Here is a 19,985-nt window from a genome sequence, read left to right as displayed (position 1 = left end):
TTTTAGGGAAGTTGGTATTCGAAAACGATTCCGCGGACAGCGGCGCGGACGCGGTTACAACGCAACCGCGCCCGGGACATTCACACGCTGGCCTCGAGGAAGCCGTTCTTCTTGGTGATGCGGTCGAGGTCGAGCAGCGTTTCCAGCAGCGCGCGCATCTTCGGCAGCGGCCACGCGTTGGGGCCGTCGCTGAGCGCTTCCTCGGGCTTGGGATGGGTTTCCATGAAGATGCCGGAAATGCCCACCGCCATCGCCGCGCGCGACAGCACCGGCACGAACTCGCGCTGGCCGCCGCTGCTGCCGCCGGCGCCGCCGGGCAGCTGCACGCTGTGGGTGGCGTCGAACACCACCGGGCAGCCGGTGTCGCGCATCACCGCCAGCGAGCGCATGTCGCTGACCAGGTTGTTGTAGCCGAAGCTGGCGCCGCGCTCGCAGACCATGATGTCCTTGTTACCGGTGGCCAAGGCCTTCTCGGCCACGTGCTTCATTTCCCACGGCGACAGGAACTGGCCCTTCTTGATGTTCACCGGCTTGCCGGCGCGCGCGACCTTCTGGATGAAGTCGGTCTGGCGGCACAGGAACGCCGGGGTCTGCAGCACGTCCACGACGGCCGCGACCTCGTCCATCGGGGTGTACTCGTGCACGTCGGTCAGCACCGGCACGCCGAGCTGGCGCTTGACCTCGGCCAGCACCTTCAGGCCTTCCTCAAGGCCCGGGCCGCGGAAGCTGGTGCCCGAGGTGCGGTTGGCCTTGTCGAAGCTGGACTTGAAGATGAAGGGGATGCCCAGCTCGGAGGTGATTTCCTTGAGCGTGCCGGCGGTGTCGAGCTGCAGCTGCATCGACTCGATCACGCACGGGCCGGCGATCAGGAAGAACGGCTTGTCGAGGCCGACCTCGAAACCGCACAGGTTCATCAGGCACGCTCCTTGAGGGTCATCGTCATCACGGTGTGGATGGCGAGAGTGATCACGCCGTTGCTTCCTTCAGCAGCTTGCCGCCCGCCTTGTGCTCGCGCGCGGCGCGGATGAAGCCGACGAACAGCGGATGGCCATCGCGCGGGGTGGACAGGAATTCCGGGTGCGCCTGGCAGGCCAGGAACCACGGGTGTTTTGCCTGCGGCAGTTCCACCATCTCCACCAGCGTCTCGTCCATCGACTTGGCGCTGAACACCAGGCCGGCGTTTTCCAGCTGGTTGAGGTAGCGGTTGTTGAACTCATAGCGATGGCGGTGGCGCTCGCCAACGATGTCCTTGCCGTACATCGCGTGGGCCAGCGTACCGGGCTTGATGCGCTGGTCCTGCAGGCCCAGGCGCATGGTGCCGCCCAGGTCGCTGTCCTCGCTGCGGCGCTCGACCTCGCCGGCGGCGGTGCGCCACTCGGTGATCAGGCCGATGACCGGGTGCGGCGTGGCCTTGTCGTTCTCGGTGCTGTTGGCGCCTTCCAGGCCAGCCACGTGGCGCGCGTAATCCACCACCGCCGCCTGCATGCCGTAGCAGATGCCGAAATACGGCACGCCCTGCTCGCGGGCGTACTGCGCGGTCAGCACCTTGCCCTCGAAACCGCGGTCGCCGAAGCCGCCCGGCACCAGGATGCCGTCGATGCCTTCCAGCACCTTGCCGCCCTGCTCCTCGACGTCGGTCGATTCCAGCCACTTGAGGTTGACCTTGGTGCGCTGGCGCAGCCCACCGTGCTTGAGCGCCTCGCCCACCGACTTGTACGCATCCTGATGGTCGACGTACTTGCCCACCACGCCGATGGTGACCTCGTCGACCGGGTGTTCGCTGGCGTCGACCACCGCGTCCCACTCGGCCAGGTCGCAGGGACCGGCCGGAAGGCGCAGGCGGTCGATGACGATGTCGTCCAGGCCCTGGTCGTGGAAACGCCCGGGCATGCGATAGATGTTGGGCAGGTCGACCGCCGAGATGACGGCGCGCTCCGGCACATTGGTGAACAGCGCGATCTTGCGGCGCTCGCTGTCCGGCAGCGGCTGCTCCGAACGGCACAGCAGGATGTCCGGCTGGATGCCGATGGAGCGCAGCTCCTTGACCGAGTGCTGGGTCGGCTTGGTCTTCAGCTCGCCGGCCGCGGCGATCCACGGCACCAGGGTCAGGTGCATGAAGATGGCCTTGTCCGGCCCGCGCTCGGTGCGGATCTGGCGGATGGCCTCCAGGAACGGCAGCGACTCGATGTCGCCCACGGTACCGCCGATCTCGACCAGCGCCACGTCAAAGCCTTCGGTGGCTTCGACGATGCAGCGCTTGATCTCGTCGGTGATGTGCGGGATGACCTGAACGGTGCCGCCCAGGTACTCGCCACGGCGCTCCTTGCGGATCACGTTCTCGTAGATCCGGCCGGTGGTGATCGAGTTCTTGCGGCTCAGGCGGGTGCGCAGGTAGCGCTCGTAGTGGCCCAGGTCCAGGTCGGTCTCGGCGCCGTCGTCGGTGACGTACACCTCGCCGTGCTGGAACGGGCTCATGGTGCCCGGGTCGACGTTGATGTAGGGGTCGAGCTTCATCATCGTCACGCGCAGGCCGCGCGCTTCGAGGATGGCTGCCAGCGAGGCGGCCGCAATGCCCTTGCCAAGCGAGGACACCACGCCACCGGTGACAAAAATCAGGGGAGTCATGGAGATAGGGGCGCTGGAAAGCCGTAGTTTACCGGACGGCGGGCCGCGCCGCGACCGGTTGACTTCCGCGCCTTGAACAAGAACGCCGCCCTCCAGACGAACCTCGGCCCGGACGAGCCGGGCCGAGATGGGTGTGCTGCGTGCGGGAGAACCCTGTGATCAGGGTTCGTTGCGATCACGATTGCGCTTGCCGGCCTTGCCTTCGCGGGTCGCCTTGCCTTCGGCGCGCTGGCGGCCTTCCGACGACGCGGACGCCTCGTCCTTGTCGGCCTTGGCAGTGTCGACGGCGCGACCCGCCTCACCGGTCAGCGCGCTGTTGGCTGCTGCGGAGGCATTGCCCGACACTGCGGTCACGGCGTTGTGGTTGGCGTGCAGTGCACCGTTGGCCGATGCATCGGCCGACGCAGAAGCGTTGACCTGGGCAGCCTGGGCGGCCGCAGCCTGGGTCAGGCCCCGACCGGAAGTGGCACCGCCAGCGGCGGCCTGGCCCGCACCCTGGGCGGCAGCCGCGCCGGCCGCCTGGGCCGTTCCAGCAACGGCACCGGCCACCTGGGCACCGGTGGCCACCGAGGTTTCGGCCGTGGCCCGGCCTTCGGCCTCGGCCCGGGCGGCGGCACGGCGCGCAGCGCGGGAGGTGCGTTCAACGGCACGGGTTTCCGCGCCGACGTCGGTGCGGATGTTGGCAGCGCCACCGACATTGACCGGGCCGGCCTGGATGCCGGCGCCGCCGCCGATGTTCACGCCGCCACCCAGCACCTGGGCGGACGCGACGGGGGCCACGGCAGTGGCGAGAAGAATCGACAGGAGATACGTGCGCTGCTTCATGGTGGAACTCCTTCGCTATGGTTCGGGGCGTGTCGCGGCGATCGCCGTCGACGACATGCCGACGCTATGCAGCCTTGCCCCGCCGGCCGATGAATCACGAATCGCGAATGAGGGATTTCCCGGATTGCCGGCTGGCTTCGCGAGGCGGAGACGTAGCGCACTTCCTTTTTTTACAGGCACTTACGCACCCCGCGCTGTCTGAATGGCCGACAACGGAAACAATAACGCCCCGGACTTGCCGGGGCGTTGGGGGCGTTCTGGCGCGGAAGCGGGGTTCAGCGACCCTCTTCCTCCGGCTCATCCTGACCGGCGACGGCCTTGCGGGCTTCGGCGGCCTTGGCCGACTTGGCCCTGCCGGCTTCAGCCTTCTGCCTGGCCTCGGCCTGCTTGCGTTCTGCTTCGGCCTTGGCCTTCGCGGCATCGGCCTTGGCGGGTTCAGGCTGCGTGGGCACGGCCTGCTGCGACATGGCCGCCACCGAGCCCATCAGGGCGGTCACGACCAGGCCAAGGATCAGGAGCTTGCGAAATGTCATGAGGCCTCCGTTGCGGCGGGTGGCCCGGCGGGCCGACGTCGGTCGCATCGTTGTGTGACATGGACAGGTTATCCATAAGCGGGTGGCCGCTGCCTGAATGAGTCCCCATCTCAGTGCTTGCGATACGCGTGGTCCACACTGGCCCCGTCACACTGGCCCCGCCGCGCTTGACCCGCCCGGCCCGCCTCGCCATCCTCGCCGCTCCGCTCGCCCCTACGCCATCGGCAGTACCCGCATGAACAACCGCTATAACGCCGCCGACATCGAAGTCCTGTCCGGGTTGGACCCGGTCAAGCGCCGCCCGGGCATGTACACCGACACCGCCCGCCCCAACCACCTGGCGCAGGAGGTCATCGACAACGCGGTGGACGAGGCGCTGGCCGGCCACGCGAAGACCATTGAAGTGACCCTGTACGGCGATGGCAGTTGCGCGGTCTCCGACGACGGCCGCGGCATGCCGGTGGACATCCACCCGGAGGAAGGCATCCCGGGCGTGGAACTGATCCTCACCCGCCTGCACGCCGGCGGCAAGTTCAGCAACAAGAACTACGCGTTCTCCGGCGGCCTGCACGGCGTGGGCGTGAGCGTGGTCAACGCGCTGTCCACGCTGGTGGAAGTGCTGATCAAGCGCGATGGCAATGAATACCGCATGACCTTCCGCGATGGCGACCGCGCCACGCCGCTGGAAGTGGTCGGCAGCGTTGGCAAGAAGAACACCGGCACCCGCGTTCGCTTCTGGCCGGACGCCAGGTACTTCGACACGCCGAAGTTCAACCTGCGCGCGATCAAGCACCTGCTGCGCGCCAAGGCGGTGCTGTGCCCCGGCCTGACGGTCAAGCTGTTCGACGAGGCCAGCGGCGAGAAGCTGGAGTGGTACTACGAGGACGGCCTGCGCGACTACCTGCGCGGTGAACTTGAAGGCCGCGAGCTGCTGCCGCCGGAGCTGTTCGTCGGCAAGCTGACCAAGGAAACCGAAACCGCCGACTGGGCGGTGGCGTGGGTGCCCGACGGCGAGCTGGTGCAGGAGAGCTACGTCAACCTGATCCCCACCGCGCAGCACGGCACGCACGTCAACGGCCTGCGCACCGGCTTCACCGAGGCGCTGCGCGAGTTCTGCGACTTCCGCAACCTGCTGCCGCGCGGCGTGAAGCTGGCGCCGGAGGACGTGTGGGACCGCGTGGCCTTCGTGCTCAGCATCAAACTGACCGATCCGCAGTTCAGCGGGCAGACCAAGGAGCGGCTGTCGTCGCGGCAGGCCGCGGGCTTTGTCGAAGGCGCGGCGCACGATGCATTCACGCTTTGGCTCAACCAGCACGTGGAACTGGGCGAGAAGATCGCGCAGCTGGCCATCGAACGCGCGTCGGCGCGCTTGAAGACCGAGAAGCAGGTGACCCGCAAGAAGGTCACCCAGGGCCCCGCCCTGCCCGGCAAGCTGGCCGACTGCACCGCGCAGGACCTGTCGCGCACCGAGCTGTTCCTGGTGGAAGGCGATTCGGCCGGCGGCAGCGCGAAGCAGGCGCGCGACAAGGACTTCCAGGCGATCCTGCCGCTGCGCGGCAAGATCCTCAACACGTGGGAAGTGGCCTCGGGCAGCGTGCTGGCCTCGCAGGAAGTGCATGACCTTGCAGTGGCGATCGGCTGCGATCCGGGCAAGGACGACCTGAGCGGGCTGCGCTACGGCAAGGTGGTGATCCTGGCCGACGCGGACTCCGACGGCCTGCACATCGCCACGCTGCTGACGGCGCTGTTCCTGAAGCATTTTCCGTCGCTGGTCGCGGCCGGGCACGTGTTCGTGGCGATGCCGCCGCTGTTCCGCGTGGACGTGGGCAAGCAGGTGTTCTACGCGCTGGACGAGGAAGAGAAGCGCATCCTGCTGGAGAAGATCGAGCGCGAGAAAATCCGCGGGGCGGTGAACGTCACGCGCTTCAAGGGTCTTGGTGAGATGAATCCGTCGCAATTGCGCGAATCGACGATCCATCCGGACACGCGCCGCCTGGTGCAGCTGACGGTGGACGACAACAGCCAGACGCACTCGCTGATGGACATGCTGCTGGCGAAGAAGCGGGCGGGCGATCGGAAGACGTGGTTGGAGACCAAGGGCGACCTCGCGTCGCTGGAAGTCTGATTGCCGGCAATTCTTTGCAGGCAGATCTGGTGAAGCCGCCACCTTGGTTGCGGCAGTTGGGTTGATGTGGTGCAGCTAGCGAGAGCCTTGGTGGCGCGGCGATCCAGCCGAAGCGGTTGGATCAACGCAGCGCAGCCAGCGCCGCCTCCAGCATCGGACGCAGCACGCGCTGCAGACGACCGGCCTTGGCCTCGTCATACTCGAACGAATCCTCGTCCATGTAGTTGCGCTGGCTGATTTCCAGTTGCACCGCGTCGACGCCCTCACCGGGGCGGCCGTAGTGGCGAGTGATATGGCCGCCCTTGAAACGGCCGTTGGCCACCCAGTCGTAATCGCCCTGCCCACCCAGCACGGCCTCCAGCCGTTGCTGCACCGCAGGCGAGCAACTGGCACCCGCAGCGGTGCCCAGGTTGAGGTCCGGCAAGCGGCCTTCGAACAGGAACTGCAAACCGCTGCCACGGATGGAGTGGCCTTCCCAAAGCACCACACGGCCGTGATCGGTCTTCAGCCGCGCCAGTTCTTCCGCAAGGGCCAGATGGTAGGGACGCCAGTAGGTTTCCAAGCGCGCCGACACTTCGTCGGGTAACGGTGCCTGCTCTTCCAGGTACACCGGCTCACCCGTAAAACGCACGGCCGGGCACAGGCCCGTCGTGTTCTGCCCCGGGTACAGCGAGGTGTCATCCTCCGGCCGATTGAGGTCAACCACGTAACGCGAGTACTTGGGCACCAGCATCGACGCGCCCAGGTCGCGGGCGAAGGCATACAACCGCGAGACGTGCCAGTCGGTGTCGGGGGCGCGTCGCGCTTCGGGCGTCATGCGTTCGGCCAGCGCTGCAGGAATCGCACTGCCATCGTGCGGCAGGCTTACCAGCAGTGGCTCGGTGCCGCGATGCAGGGTGAACGTGTCGCTGATCGTGTCAGGGGGCATGGCAGGCATTGGTCACGGAGGTCGCCGCACAGTTTAAGCCGCATGCGCGGGCCGCTCCCGCGTTGCCGGGCAGGCGATCAGCGCAGTCGCTCGACCCGGTAGGGCGCCGGGTCGAGCGCAGGGGGCTGGCCGGTGACCAGGTCCGCGACCAGTTGTCCGGTCGCCGCGCTCATGCCCACGCCCATCATGCCGTGGCCCGTGGCAAGCCACAGGCCGGGGCGGCCGGGGACGCGACCGATGATGGGCACATCGTCCACGCACATCGGCCGCCAGCCGAACCAGCGCTCGCGTACCTCGGGTCCGACGGGCTGGTGCAGGTACTCGGCTGCGCCGCGTTCCAGCGCACCGAGGCGGCGCGCGTTGAGCGTGTCGTCGAAGCCGGAGAATTCCATGGTGCTGCCGAGGCGGAAGCCACTGCGCCACGCGGTGACGCACACCGAGCGCTCACGCAGCACGAGCGGGCGGCGCGGCACCATTGCTGGCGGTGCGTAGGTGATCGAATACCCCTTGCCCGGCTGCATCGCACGGCGCAGCGCCGGCACGCCGATCACCCGGGCCAGCCGCGGCGACCAGGCACCGGTGGCGATGACGACATCCCGCGCGTGCAACGCACCCTGCGATGTTTCGATGCGCATGCCGTCCGCAGCGGTGTCGATGGCCTGCAGTGGCCGTTGTTCGTCGATGACGCCGCCGAGTGCGCGCACGGCACGCGCCAGTTCGGCGACGTACACGTCCGGGCGCAGCGCGGCATCGCCGGAGAAGCGGATGGCACCGGCCATGCCCGGCTTCACCGCGGGTTCCTGCGCCTCATAGGCGGGGCCGTCGATCAGTTCCACGTCGATCCCGAGCTCGCGCAGCAGGGCCAGTTCGCGTTGGCCCTGGGCGAACGCGGCGGCATCGCGGAACACATAGTCCTCGCCTGATTCCATGAACTCGCAGGCCAACCCGTGGCGCTCGATCAGCCGCGGCAGTCGCGCCCGCGCATCGTTCAGCATCGTCGCCTTCGCGCGGGCGCTACGCTCCCAGTCGCGCTGGTTGCAGCGCAGCGCGAAATGCAGGAACCACTGCCACAGCCGCGGGTCCAGGCGCGGCGGGACGTACAGCGGGGCATCCGGCGTCAGCATCCACTTCAATGCCTTCAACACCGTGCCCGGCGCCGCCAGCGGGGGGGCGTGGCTGGGGGTGATGGTGCCGCAGTTGCCGTGCGAGGCACCGCCCCCCACCCTGCCAGCGTCGATCACGCGTACCCCGCGGCCGGCCTCCAGCAGGGCCAGCGCACTGGCCAGGCCCGAGACGCCCGCGCCCACCACCACCACGTCATCACGTTGTTCCATGGGCAAAGTGTACGGATTGAGTGGGCGGCCGCAGCAACCACGTCGGATCCGACATTCGGCGAACCGGTGCTCCGGGCGGACGCACGCGGCGCATCCTTGATGGCCCGGAAGCGGCAACGGCCCGCGGGTGCGGGCCGTTGCAGGGCAAGGCACGCCGGCAGCCTGCCGGCGACACCATGGATCAGTGTTCGTGACCGCCCGTGCCGTGCACGTGACCGTGCTCGATTTCCTCGGCAGCGGCTTCGCGCACTTCCACGATCTCGATGGCGAAGTGCAGGTCCTTGCCGGCCATCGGGTGGTTCAGGTCAACGTCGACCACGCTCATGCCCACCTTCTGGATGGTCACCGCGCGCGGACCGAAGTTGGTCGGCAGCACGGCCTGCATGCCCGGAACGAGCTTCGCGCCCTGGAAGTGCTTCTTGGGCACGCGCTGGGTCATGCCCTCGCGGCGCTCGCCGTAGGCATCGGTGGCGGCCACATCCACCTCGAACTTGTCGCCGGCGGCCTTGCCTTCCATCGCCTTCTCCAGGCCCGGGATGATGTTGTTGTGGCCGATCAGGATGGCCAGCGGCTCACGGCCCTCGGACGACTCCAGCGGCTCCTGGCCCTGCTCGGAAACGGTGTAGTGGAACAGGACGACGCGGTCTTTCTCGATGTTCATGGCGGTCTTCGCAGGGGCTGGATGCCGGCAGGCGGCAGAAGGGAAGGCAGGCGGGGCCGCGGTTGCGGCCGCCAGGCGGTGACCCGGGGTTGCCGGGCCCGTCGTGACCGGCCAAGCTGTTGGCCGTGACGAAGGATGCGCATTATCCCGGCAAGCTCGCCCCCGCGCCAGCACGCGGGCCCGGCTGCGCCATTCCCGACGCTGCGCGCCCGTCGGTCCGCCGGGGATTCCGCCTGCTGCCCACCGCCCTGCTGCTTGCGCTGGCGATGGCCGGCTGCGGCGGCCACAAGGAGGCGGTCCGTCCCGCCGCGCCACCCGCCGCTCGCCACTGGCCCGTGGTGGCCCCATCCGACCCCGTGGCCGCCAATGCGGTGCTGATGCGCGCCATCAGCCTGGTCGGCACGCCCTATCGCTGGGGCGGCAACACCCCGGACGGCGGTTTCGACTGCAGCGGACTGGTGAACTTCGTCTACCGCGACGTGCTGGCCCTCAACCTGCCGCGCACCTCGCGGGCACTGGCCGAGTACCAGGGCGACCGGATCAAGCCCGAGCGGCTGGCGGCGGGCGATCTGGTCTTCTTCGGCAACCGCTCGGGGGTCAACCACGTAGGCATCTACGTGGGCGAAGGCCGCTTCGTGCACGCCCCGACAACCGGTGGGACGGTCCGGCTGGACCATCTGGACGGGCACTACTGGCGGGATCACTACAGCGGCGCCCGACGGGTGCTGGAGTGACATCCGACAGGTTTTGCGACATCCAGCCTGGGTATTAACGACAATTTAACGATTTATGAACCAAATGAACCGATCCGGAAGGCATGATCGCGGCGTGACGACCCAGTGATGACCGCGTGACGAATCCCAAATCTCGCCACGGCAGCCTCTCCGCCGCCAACTCCAACCACGCCACGCGTGGGCTTGCCCGACTCTTCTTGCCGCTGGTGCTGGCCATTGCGGCCGCGCCTGCGTTCGCCCAGCCGCCCCAGGTCGCGGGCTCCATGGCAGCCGATTCGGCCGACGCCCCGGCCCCGCGTACCAGCGTCAGCGACTCCCCCAGCTTTTCGGACCGCGCCCTGATGCTGGCCGGCGATCTGAACCGCCTGCTGGTCCCTGGCGCGGGCCTGGCCCACCGCGCCGAGGCCGACGCGGCCCCGTCAACCGGCGTGAAGTCGGTGCTGTCGCGCGCGCTGGCCCTGCTGGGCACTCCATACCGCTGGGGCGGAACCACGCCGGACGGCTTCGATTGCAGCGGCCTGGTGGGCTACGTGTTCCGCAACGCCCTGGGGATCGAATTGCCGCGCGTGTCCCGTGACATGGCCCAGACCGGGCGCGCCATCAGCGACCGCGCACAACTGGCCGCGGGCGACCTGGTGTTCTTCGGCCGCAAGGGCCGGGTGGACCACGTGGGCATCTACGTGGGCGAAGGCCGCTTCGTGCATGCCCCCAGCAAGGGCAAGGACGTGACCGTGTCCAGCCTGGAGACCGGCTACTGGAGCGGCAAGTTCATGGAAGCCCGGCGCGTCGAAGGCATCTGAGCGGACTGGCCGGAGACCCCGGAAGAGACAAGGACAGGCCGCCTCGAAGGGCGGCCTTTGCGATTGACCGACCGTCGATCAGCCGGCAATCGCCTCGATCGTCGCTTCGATGCCCTTGCTGAGCTCCATCACCTTGAGTGCGTACTCGGCCAGGCGCTGGTCGTCTTCGCTGGTGGGCGTCCAGGGGGGCACGGGCACCGGTCGTGCCGGGACCTGCTGCCCCATCGCAACGAACACGATGATGCAGTGGGTGCACAATCGCTCTTCCCCGCCCATGGGGTCGCGCGCCTTCACGTCCACCGCGAAGTGCATGCTGCTGGACCCGGTGTAGACCAGCTTGGTGCGCACGGTGACCAGGTCGCTGATGTGGATCGGGGCGACAAAACGGATGCCGCCCACCGCCACCGTGACGCTGTAATGACCGCTCCAGCCCACGGCCGCGGCATAGCCGGCCTGGTCGATCCATTTCATCACCATGCCACCGTGCACCTTGCCGCCGTAGTTCACGTCGGTGGGTTCGGCGAGGAAGCGCATCGTCAGTTCGCGTTGCTGGCCACTCATTGGCGGGTTCCATGCAGGCAGTGGAGGGTGCTGCGCATTATGGCGGAGTGGACGGAATCCGCCCGTGTGCGCGCCGCGGCGCCCGCGGGAGACCGCCTGCCAGGTTGCGGGGCGGCCCGACCGCGGCCATGCTGGCCACTCACACAGGGGGCATGGTGATGGGCCGGACAATCCTTGGCATGGTGGTGGGCACGGTGGTGATGTTCCTCACGATCATGGGCATCGAGGCGATCGGCCACTTGGCCTACCCGCCCCCGCCCGGCCTCGACCCGACGAACCCGGAACACGAGGCGGCGTTCGCCCGGTTCGTGCTGGAGCTGCCGGCCATGGGCAAGGTGGTGCTGGCGCTGGCCTGGGTGGCGGGCGCGTTCACCGGGGGCCTGGCCGCAGCGAAGATCGCCCGACACCAGAATGCGGCGGCGGTATTCGTCGCGCTGGTGGTCATGTCGGGCGTGGTGGCGATGATCGTACGGGGGCCGCACACCACATGGCTGGCGGCGGCGGGATTATTGCTGCCCATTCCCGCGGCCCTGCTGGCGGCGCGGCTGGTGCATCGGCCGAAGTTGCTGCCGAAGCTGTGACCGGCCACGGCGGGCACCGTTGGTTCCCGCAGGCTCACGCCAGGCCCACCCCGGCCCCTTCCAAGCACGTTCCCGGGTCGGGCCTTTCCAGCCCACCATGAAAAAGCCGGCCCATGGGCCGGCTTCTCCATTGCACCTTTCGACGCGGCGGCTTACTTGCCGCGACGTTCGAACTCGCCGTACGGCTTGAGCTGCTCGGCCACCGCCTTGCCATCACCGACCACGATGATCGACTGGTCCCTGGGTGCGTAGTACTTCTTCGCCATGGCCTGCACCTGTGCGGCGTCCACCGCGCGGATCTTCGGCACGTACTGGCCCAGGAACTCTGCCGGCAATCCCGAGAGCCAGTTGTTGGCCAGCGTGGCCGCGACCGCGCCCTGCATCTGGTTGGTGATCAGGTAGCCACCGGCCACGTAGCGCTTGGTGTCTTCCAGTTCGGTGGCCGGTACGGGCTCGGTGCCCAGCCGGTCGAACTCGTGGAAGAATTCCTTGATGGCCGCGCCGGTGACCTCGTTGCGCACGTCGGCACCGGCGGAGATGCGGCCACCCGCCCGTGCTGCGGCCAGGCCGGCACGCACGCCGTAGGTGTAGCCCTTGTCCTCGCGCAGGTTCTGCATCACGCGGCTGCTGAAACCACCGCCGAGCACGATGCCCGCCAGTTGCGCCGGGATGTAGTCCGCATCGGTCGCCGCAATGGCCGGGCGACCGAGCGCCAGCGAGGACTGCACGCTGCCGTCGCGCTGGATCAGCACGTGGGACGGCTGGGCCTCGCGGCGCGCCGCCGCCACCTCGGCCGGCGCCGTGCCGATGCCCTTCCAGTCACCGAATGCGCGTTCGGCCAGTGCGAAGCCTTCGGCCGGCGTGACCTTGCCGGTGATCACCAGCAACGCACGCTCCGGACGGAAGCGGCGTGCATGCTCGCCACGCAGCTTGTCGGCGGTGACGGCGGTGATGCCGGCCTCGGTCGGCTGGACGCGGGCGTACGGGTGGTCGCCATAGGTGGCGGCCAGCAGCGCGCGCGTCGCCTTGAAGCCCGGCTGCGCCTCGGCCGCCTTCAGCCCCTGCAGTGCGTTGGCCTGGGCCAGCTTCACTTCCTTCTCCGGGAACGAAGGCTGGCGGGCGACCTCGGCGAGCAGGTCGAGCATGCCCTTGCGATGCGAGGACAGCGCGTTGCCGAACAGGGTCACACCATCGTTGCCTGCGCCGGCCCCCACGCTGCCGCCGAAGCCTTGCGCGGCCTCGGCAATGGCCTTGGAGTCACGCTGGGCGGTGCCCTCGGTCAGCAGGCCGGCAAGCATGGTGGCGAACGCCGGGCTGTCGGCAGCGTCGGCGGCAAAGCCGGCGCCGCGCAGGGCCAGCACGTAGTCCACGCGCGGCAGGCCATCACGCGGCACCACCCACACGGCCATGCCGTTGGCCAGCGTCTTCTGCGCGATGTCCGCTACCGGCAGCACGCCATCGGGCGCGTACGGGGGCAGGTCCTTGGGCAGCTGGGCCTTGGGGCCGGCGATGGCGGTGGACGCCAGCACGGTGGTGAACGCGGCGGCAACCAACAGCTTGGAGATCGCGGTGGCGATCGGGGTCTTGGCAATCGTCATGATCGTCGCGCTCCTCAGTTCTTCTGCCCGGCGGCCGGCGCGGCCTGCAGCATGGCGGCGGGCTTGCGGTCGATGGTGGTGCGGTTGGCCGCGGTCAGGTAGGTCTTCGCCACGCGCTGGAGGTCAGCCGAGGTGACCTTCTCGATCCAGCCGGGGATCTGGTTGACCACGTTGGCGTCGCCCCACAGGGTCTGCAGCTTGGCGAGGGTGTCGGCACGGCTGATGAAACTCTCGTTGCCGTTGTACCAGTCGGCCAGCATGCGGGTCTTGACGCGTCTGAGTTCGGCGTCGCTGACGCCGTCCTTGATGACGCGGGCAATCTCCTCGTCGATGGCGGTGAGCAGCACGTCGGCGCTGGAGTTGGGCTTGTACAGCGCGAAGGTGGTGAACAGGGTCGGGCCGTCGTAGGTCCACGGATCGGTCAGGCCGTACAGCGCCTCGACGTTGAGTGCCAACTCGCGCCCCTTGACCAGGCCCTGGTAGAAGCGCGAGGCATCACCACCGGCCAGCACTTCGCCCAGCACCGCGAACGGGGCCTGGTCCTTGCTGCCGCGGTCGGGGATCTTCCACGCCGTGGCAATCGCGGGCACCTGTGCCAGCGCGTCGGGTTGCGTGAGGCGCTTTTCCTGCGTGTTCAGGCCTTCACGGAAGTCCGGCGCCTTGGGCGTGGCGCGTGCGGGAATGCCGCCGAAGTACCTCTCCGCCAGCGCGAAGCCCTGCGCCGGGGTGACGTCGCCGGCCAGCGCGATCACCGCGTTGTTGGGACCGTAGTAGTCGCGGTGGAACGCTGCGACGTCCTGCAGACTGGCGTTTTCCAGATCCTGGAAGCTGCCGTAACCGTCGTGGTTGTTCTCCCACTTCTGGAACGCCTGCTGGCCAATATCCAGCCACATGAACCCGCCATAGGGCTGGTTCTTCACGTTGACGCGGATTTCTTCCTTGACCACGTCCTGCTGGTTCTTGAGCGTGACCGGGTTGAAGTCGAGCGTTTTCATGCGGTCCGCTTCCAGCCACAGGATCGGCTCCAGCGCGGACGCCGGGGCGACCTCGATGTAGTTGGTGAAGTCCGGGCGGGTGGAGCCGTTGTTGCGGCCACCGCCACCGGTGATGACGCGATCGAACACGCCCTCGCCCGCGTTGGGCGTGCCTTCGAACATCAGGTGCTCGAACAGGTGCGCGAAACCGGTGCGATTACGCGGCTCCAGCCGCATGCCGACATGGTAGACCACGCTCACGCCAACGGTGGGCGAGCTGTGGTCCTCGGACACGATCACGGTCAGGCCGTTGTCGAGCTTCTTGACTGCAACCGGCACGCTCCAGCGATCGGCATCCGGGGCGGCGTTCGCGCTGAACGTGGCTGCCGATGCCATCACCAGACCCGCCAGCAGCACCGACACTGTGCGCTTGCGCATGGACACTCCTTCTTCCAATGGGAATCGGTACTCTAGCGCACATGGTGGATGCGCGAATGGGTGTTTTTTCGCAGACATCCTTGCAACGCTGGTGGGGTGGCAACGGATGACCGACACTGTTGCCCACGCCCATGCACACGCCCACGCCTGCCATGCCCCCACACCGCATTGCCCTGTCCGGCTGCCTGTTGCTCGCCTGCGCATCCGCAGGGTTCGCCGCCGAAACCCCGCTGCCGCAACTGAAGGCCTACGAAGTGCGCGAATCCTGGCGACAACCGGTCGCACCCTTCAGGATTGCCGACCGCACGTGGTATGTCGGCACCGCAGGCCTCAGCGCCTTGGTGGTGGTGGGCAAGGACGGTGCGGTCCTGGTCGATGGAGGCATGCCGCAAGCTGCGGACATGCTGCTGAGCCACCTGCGCGAGATCGGCATCGCCAATGGACAGCTGAAATGGATCGTGCACAGCCACGCGCACGCCGATCATGCCGGCCCGCTGGCGGCGGTACAGCGCGCGACCGGTGCGCGGGTCGCGACCAATGCCGAATCGGCCGTGCTGCTGGCGCGCGGTGGTAGCGACGACCTGCACTTCGGCGACGCCCTGGTATATCCGCCGGTGAAGACGGATCGCCTGCTGCTGGAGGGCGAGGTGGTCGACCTGGGCGACGTGCAACTGCGCGCGCACTTCACCCCCGGTCACACGCCCGGCGGGCTGACCTGGACCTGGACCGACACCCGCGACGGGAAGTCCGTACGCATCGCCTATGTCGACAGCCTGTCCGCACCCGGCTATGACCTGCACGGACACGCCCGCTATCCGCGCATCGCGGAGGACTACCGCGCCACCTTCACCAAGGTGCGCGCCCTGCCGTGCGATCTGCTGCTCACGCCACATCCCGACGCCAGCGGCTGGGCGCCCGAGACGGCCAAAGCCCCCACTACGCCGATGAACTGCCGCGCCTACGCCGACAATGCCGAGCGGCAGTTCGACAAGCAATCCGCCGAACAACGCAAGGCCACGCCCTGATGCCGTACACCCCGATCGTCGCCACCCTGGGCTACGTGCTCTCGCCCGATGGCCGCGAGGTGCTGCTGGTGCACCGCAACGCGCGCCCCGGGGACCAGCACCTGGGCAAGTACAACGGCCTGGGCGGCAAGCTGGAACCGGACGAGGACATCGTGACCGGCATGCGCCGCGAGATCCACGAGGAAGCCGGCATCGACTGCACCGCGATGACGCTGCGCGGCACCATCAGCTGGCCGGGCTTCGGCAAGCACGGCGAGGACTGGCTGGGGTTCGTGTTCCTGATCACCGGGTTCACCGGTACGCCACCGGCCAGCAATGCCGAAGGCACGCTGGAGTGGATACCGCTGGAGCGCATCCACGACCTGCCCATGTGGGAAGGCGACCGCAACTTCCTGCCGCTGGTGTTCGACGACGATCCGCGCGCCTTCCACGGCGTGATGCCGTACCGCGACGGACGGATGGTGTCGTGGGACTACTCGAGCATCTGAGGCCTCAGGCGGACTCGCGCCCGCGTTCCTCGCCTTCCTGCAGGCCGACGTTGCTCGACGCGGCGTTGTAGACCTCCTGGTCAAGCAGGCCGGTCTCCTTGGCCACCAGCACCGGCACCAGCATCTGCCCGGTCACGTTGGTCATGGTGCGCATCATGTCCAGCACGCGATCGATGGCGTACAGGTAGCCGATGGTTTCCAGTGGCAGGCCGGCGGCGCTCAGCACCACCGTCGCCATGATCACCGCGGTGCCCGGCACGCCCGCGGTGCCGAAGCTGCCCAGCACCGAGGCCAGCGCGATGACCAGGTACTGCGACAACGACAGTTCGATGCCGGCGTATTGCGAGATGAACACCGCCGCCAACGCCGGGTAGATCGCGCCACAGCCGTCCATCTTGATGGTCGCGCCCAGCGGCACCGCGAATGCGGCATAGTCCTTGTCCACGCCGAGATTGTGGGTGGTGCTGCGCAGCGACACCGGAAGCGCGGCGAAACTGCTGGAGGCCACGAACGCGACCTGCATGCCCGGCGCCGCGCCGCGGAAGAACTTCAACGGGTTCAACCCATGCGCCAGCAGCAACCCGCCGTAGACCACCACGATGTGGAAGGCGCAGGCCAGGTACAGGGCCACCACGAAACTCAGCAGCGGGCGCAACTGGTCGAAGCCGTAGCCGCCCACCAGCGCGGCGATCAGGCCGAAGGTGCCGAACGGGGTGAACTCCAGCACGTAGCGGGTCACCTGGATCATCACGTCGCTGGCTTCGCCCACCAGCTTGCGGATGCCGGCCACCTTCTCGCCCAGCTTGACCATGGCGAAACCGACCAGGCCGGCGAAGAAGATCACCTGCAGCACCGTGCCGCTGCGTGGCACCAGCACCTTGGTGCCGTCCGCCAGCCTGGCCGTCGCCGCGCCGGACAAGGCCTGGAACGGGTTGGAGGGCACCAGGTTGAGCAGCATGTCCAGCGCGCCGGGCACGTTCTTGGGCTTGTAGTCCGAAGCCACCTGCAGTACGCCAACGCCACTGCCCGGCTGGATGATCCAGCCGAACAGCAGGCCCACGCCCACCGCCAGCACCGCGGTGATGGCGAACCACGCGAAGGTGCGACCGGCCAATGCCGCAATCGACTTCTGCCCGCTCAGCGACGCCACCGCGTTGATCACCGCGAAGAACACCAGCGGCACCGCGATCATCATGATCAGGGTGACGTAGAGGTCGCCGATGGGGCCGAACCACGTTTCGGCCGATGGCCCCGCTGCCCAGCCGGCGAGGGCGCCAAGCACGAAGCCGGCCACGACCCGTTGCCAGAACGGGATGCGGAACCACGCGGAGATCAGGGACATGGGCGCGCCATCAAAGGTCAGCCTTGAACGATAACCGAGCCATCGCCACCGCGCGACGCCGCTGGTGCAACACACGGTAGGCCGAATCGCAACAAAGCGCGGGCATAATCGCTCCATCCACTCGCTCTTCCATCGAAACGCCCCATGACTTTGCCGTCCGGGCCGCAACGCGCCCTGTTCCTCGCCCCCCTGCTGCTCGCCAGCGCCTGCACCACCCTGCCCCAATCCGCTGCCACCCCCCACGCTGACATGCCCGACCCGGCATCGGCAGTGGCCGTCGACGTGCCGGTCATTGCCCGCCCCACCGGCGAGACCCCGGACTGGTGGTACCGCGACGGCGCCGCCCAGGCCGCTGCCCGCGGGGCCATGGGCGGCCGGGCGAAGAACGTGATCCTGTTCGTTGGCGACGGCATGAGCCTGACCACCGTGGCCGCCGCGCGCATCCTCGACGGCCAGCGCCAGGGCCACCCCGGCGAGGAGAACCGCCTGGGCTGGGAGCATTTCCCGTACACCGCGCTCAGCAAGACCTACAACACCAACTCGCAGACGCCCGACTCTGCCGGCACCATGTCCGCCATGGCCACCGGCGTGAAGACCCGGTTGGGTGTGCTCAGCATCGGCCAGCAGGCCCGTCGCGGCGATTGCGGCGGGGCACTGGCGGCGCCGGTGCAGACCCTGTGGGAGGCCGCCGCCAGCCAGGGCCTGGCCACCGGCGTGGTGACCACCACCCGCGTAACCCATGCCACCCCCGGCGCCACCTTCGCCCATTCGGCCGACCGCAACTGGGAGAGCGACACCGACGTGCCGGAAGCCGCCAAGGCCGCCGGCTGCATCGACATCGCCCGGCAGATGGTGGAAACGCGCTTCGGCCACGGGCCGGACGTGCTGATGGGGGGCGGCCGCGGCCAGTTCATGCCCGTGGGCCAGCGCGACCCGGAGTACGACGACAAGATCGGCCTGCGCCTGGACGAGCGCGACCTCGTCGCCGAGTGGAAGCAGCGCCACCCGGGCGGCTATTACGTGTGGAACACGCGGCAATTGCAGAAGGCGCCGGACAACGCGCCGCTGCTGGCGCTGTTCGAGCCCGATCACATGCAGTACGAGCACGAGCGCAAGGTCGACGGCGACGGCGAGCCGTCACTGGCGGAGATGACCCGCGCGGCGATCACCCGCCTGCGTCGCAACCCCAAGGGTTACGTGCTGCTGGTGGAAGCCGGCCGCATCGACCACGCGCACCACAAGGGCAATGCCTACCGCGCGCTGCTCGACACCATCGCGCTAAGTGACGCGGTCAAGGCGGCCGACACCATGACGTCCGCCGACGACACGCTGATCCTGGTCACCGCCGACCATGCGCATACGCTGAGTTTCGCCGGCTACCCCGACCGCGGCAACCCGATCCTGGGCAAGGTGCGCGGCGGCAGCGGCGAGGAAGGCGAACCCGGCCAACTGGCGCGGGACGCACTGGGCCTGCCCTACACCACGCTCAGCTACGCCAACGGCCCGGGTTACGTGGGCGCGACCGCGCAGTCACCGGAAGGGCCGAAGTCGTTCGTCTCGTCCACCAGCGGCTACCAGGCCGCGACCCAGGGACGACCGGACCTGACCGACGTGGACACCGGGCACGCCGACTACCTGCAGGAGGCGATCGTGCCCCTGTCCAATGAAACCCACGGCGGCGAGGACGTGGGCATCTGGGCGCGCGGCCCCGGCAGCGGCGCCGTGCGCGGCAGCGTCGAGCAGAACGCGATCTACCACGTCATGCTGCAGGCGATGCCGGCGCTGCGCGGCGCACAGTGCACGCTGGGCAACTGCAACGCCGATGGCGTGCCGGTGAAACTGCCGGCGTTCCCGCAATCCACGGCGCCCTGACCGGGCGCAGTCCGGGCCGCGACGCGATGCCTCGCGTGCGCGGCCCCGGTGGTCAGAACGGTTTGGCCAGCACCAGGTAGACCACGGCCACCAGCAGCACCAGCGGCACCTCGTTGAACCAGCGCAGCGCCTTCGACGACGGCAACGCCTTGCCCGCATCGGCGCCCTTCAGCCAGCGTCCGGCCACGATGTAGTACCCGAACAGCAGCGCGACCAGCAGCAGCTTCGCGTGCAGCCAGCCGCTGCCTGCCGCCACCATCGTCGGCAGGCCAGGGAACACCCGGTAGCCCAGCCAGAGCACCAGCCCCAGCACGAAGGCCACGCCGAACATGTGGTGGCCGAAGCGGTACAGCCTGCGGCCCATCAGCACCAGCCGCGCCCGCACCGCCGCGTCGTCGCCCGCTTCCGCCAGATTGACCAGGATGCGCGGCAGGTAGAACACGGTGGCCATCCACGCGATCACGAACACGAGGTGGGCGGTCTTGAGCCAGAGATAGGCATGCATGCGAAACGTTCCGGGTATGGATTCGACGCGATAGGA

The 19,985-nt window shown here is 68.4% G+C and carries 19 protein-coding genes; 7 read left to right on the top strand and 12 right to left on the bottom strand.

The genetic code is table 11. The annotated features are described in order from the left end of the window. Positions 1-80: 80 nt before the first annotated feature. The 4 genes from kdsA to IP93_RS12315 all read right to left on the bottom strand — a co-directional run bounded on the left by kdsA (position 81) and on the right by IP93_RS12315 (position 3,983). Positions 81-914, bottom strand: a complete 834-nt coding sequence (kdsA, locus tag IP93_RS12330; protein ID WP_144816132.1) for a 3-deoxy-8-phosphooctulonate synthase — start codon at positions 912-914, stop codon at positions 81-83. Between the two features lie 52 nt (positions 915-966). Continuing rightward, complete coding sequence (gene pyrG, locus IP93_RS12325; RefSeq protein ID WP_144816131.1) at positions 967-2,625, bottom strand: CTP synthase; 1,659 nt, start codon at positions 2,623-2,625, stop codon at positions 967-969. Positions 2,626-2,784: 159 nt separating this feature from the next. Further along, positions 2,785-3,450 (bottom strand): hypothetical protein, encoded by a 666-nt coding sequence (locus tag IP93_RS12320; protein WP_144816130.1) that lies wholly within the window; start codon positions 3,448-3,450, stop codon positions 2,785-2,787. 275 nt (positions 3,451-3,725) lie between these two features. After that, complete coding sequence (locus IP93_RS12315; RefSeq protein WP_144816129.1) at positions 3,726-3,983, bottom strand: hypothetical protein; 258 nt, start codon at positions 3,981-3,983, stop codon at positions 3,726-3,728. A 235-nt stretch (positions 3,984-4,218) separates the two neighbouring features. Between IP93_RS12315 and parE the strand changes: the two genes are divergently transcribed. Then, positions 4,219-6,108, top strand: coding sequence for a DNA topoisomerase IV subunit B (parE, locus tag IP93_RS12310; RefSeq protein WP_144816128.1), 1,890 nt, complete (start codon positions 4,219-4,221; stop codon positions 6,106-6,108). 121 nt (positions 6,109-6,229) lie between these two features. Here parE and hutG read toward each other — a convergent pair whose 3' ends face one another. The 3 genes from hutG to IP93_RS12295 all read right to left on the bottom strand — a co-directional run bounded on the left by hutG (position 6,230) and on the right by IP93_RS12295 (position 9,031). After that, positions 6,230-7,036, bottom strand: coding sequence for an N-formylglutamate deformylase (hutG, locus tag IP93_RS12305; protein ID WP_242006856.1), 807 nt, complete (start codon positions 7,034-7,036; stop codon positions 6,230-6,232). A 77-nt stretch (positions 7,037-7,113) separates the two neighbouring features. After that, the gene (locus tag IP93_RS12300; protein WP_144816127.1) at positions 7,114-8,370 is read right to left on the bottom strand and encodes an NAD(P)/FAD-dependent oxidoreductase; all 1,257 of its coding nucleotides are present in this window, start codon (positions 8,368-8,370) and stop codon (positions 7,114-7,116) included. Between the two features lie 181 nt (positions 8,371-8,551). Next, the gene (locus IP93_RS12295) at positions 8,552-9,031 is read right to left on the bottom strand and encodes an FKBP-type peptidyl-prolyl cis-trans isomerase (RefSeq protein ID WP_144816126.1); all 480 of its coding nucleotides are present in this window, start codon (positions 9,029-9,031) and stop codon (positions 8,552-8,554) included. Between the two features lie 236 nt (positions 9,032-9,267). Here IP93_RS12295 and IP93_RS12290 point away from each other — a divergent pair, with 236 nt between their 5' ends. Continuing rightward, the gene (locus IP93_RS12290) at positions 9,268-9,765 is read left to right on the top strand and encodes a C40 family peptidase (RefSeq protein WP_425480052.1); all 498 of its coding nucleotides are present in this window, start codon (positions 9,268-9,270) and stop codon (positions 9,763-9,765) included. Positions 9,766-9,881: 116 nt separating this feature from the next. Further along, positions 9,882-10,565, top strand: a complete 684-nt coding sequence (locus tag IP93_RS12285; RefSeq protein ID WP_425480049.1) for a C40 family peptidase — start codon at positions 9,882-9,884, stop codon at positions 10,563-10,565. A 78-nt stretch (positions 10,566-10,643) separates the two neighbouring features. On the opposite strand, the gene IP93_RS12280 is transcribed toward IP93_RS12285, so the two are convergent. After that, the gene (locus IP93_RS12280) at positions 10,644-11,126 is read right to left on the bottom strand and encodes an acyl-CoA thioesterase (protein WP_144816125.1); all 483 of its coding nucleotides are present in this window, start codon (positions 11,124-11,126) and stop codon (positions 10,644-10,646) included. Between the two features lie 152 nt (positions 11,127-11,278). Here IP93_RS12280 and IP93_RS12275 point away from each other — a divergent pair, with 152 nt between their 5' ends. After that, positions 11,279-11,707: a hypothetical protein gene (locus IP93_RS12275; RefSeq protein ID WP_144816123.1), complete on the top strand. Its 429-nt coding sequence runs from the start codon at positions 11,279-11,281 to the stop codon at positions 11,705-11,707. A 152-nt stretch (positions 11,708-11,859) separates the two neighbouring features. Here the strand turns inward: IP93_RS12275 and IP93_RS12270 are convergent, their stop codons facing one another. Further along, positions 11,860-13,305, bottom strand: coding sequence for a M16 family metallopeptidase (locus IP93_RS12270; RefSeq protein WP_144816121.1), 1,446 nt, complete (start codon positions 13,303-13,305; stop codon positions 11,860-11,862). 14 nt (positions 13,306-13,319) lie between these two features. After that, positions 13,320-14,717, bottom strand: a complete 1,398-nt coding sequence (locus IP93_RS12265) for a M16 family metallopeptidase (RefSeq protein ID WP_199747214.1) — start codon at positions 14,715-14,717, stop codon at positions 13,320-13,322. Between the two features lie 152 nt (positions 14,718-14,869). On the opposite strand from IP93_RS12265, the gene bla reads away from it, so the two are divergent. Next, positions 14,870-15,742 (top strand): subclass B3 metallo-beta-lactamase, encoded by an 873-nt coding sequence (gene bla, locus IP93_RS12260; protein ID WP_144816119.1) that lies wholly within the window; start codon positions 14,870-14,872, stop codon positions 15,740-15,742. Next, positions 15,742-16,230, top strand: a complete 489-nt coding sequence (locus tag IP93_RS12255; protein WP_144816117.1) for an NUDIX hydrolase — start codon at positions 15,742-15,744, stop codon at positions 16,228-16,230. The genes bla and IP93_RS12255 overlap by 1 nt, the downstream gene beginning before the upstream one ends. A gap of 4 nt (positions 16,231-16,234) precedes the next feature. Here IP93_RS12255 and IP93_RS12250 read toward each other — a convergent pair whose 3' ends face one another. Beyond that, positions 16,235-17,572: a dicarboxylate/amino acid:cation symporter gene (locus IP93_RS12250; protein ID WP_144816116.1), complete on the bottom strand. Its 1,338-nt coding sequence runs from the start codon at positions 17,570-17,572 to the stop codon at positions 16,235-16,237. A 144-nt stretch (positions 17,573-17,716) separates the two neighbouring features. Here IP93_RS12250 and IP93_RS12245 point away from each other — a divergent pair, with 144 nt between their 5' ends. Further along, the gene (locus IP93_RS12245; RefSeq protein ID WP_144816114.1) at positions 17,717-19,444 is read left to right on the top strand and encodes an alkaline phosphatase; all 1,728 of its coding nucleotides are present in this window, start codon (positions 17,717-17,719) and stop codon (positions 19,442-19,444) included. Positions 19,445-19,496: 52 nt separating this feature from the next. Here the strand turns inward: IP93_RS12245 and IP93_RS12240 are convergent, their stop codons facing one another. Continuing rightward, the gene (locus IP93_RS12240; protein ID WP_144816112.1) at positions 19,497-19,949 is read right to left on the bottom strand and encodes a CopD family protein; all 453 of its coding nucleotides are present in this window, start codon (positions 19,947-19,949) and stop codon (positions 19,497-19,499) included. Between the last annotated feature and the right edge of the window lie 36 nt (positions 19,950-19,985).

The organism is Aerolutibacter ruishenii (assembly GCF_007830115.1).
GTDB classification, from domain to species: domain Bacteria; phylum Pseudomonadota; class Gammaproteobacteria; order Xanthomonadales; family Xanthomonadaceae; genus Aerolutibacter; species Aerolutibacter ruishenii.
This window is presented reverse-complemented; position numbering and strand designations above follow the sequence as displayed.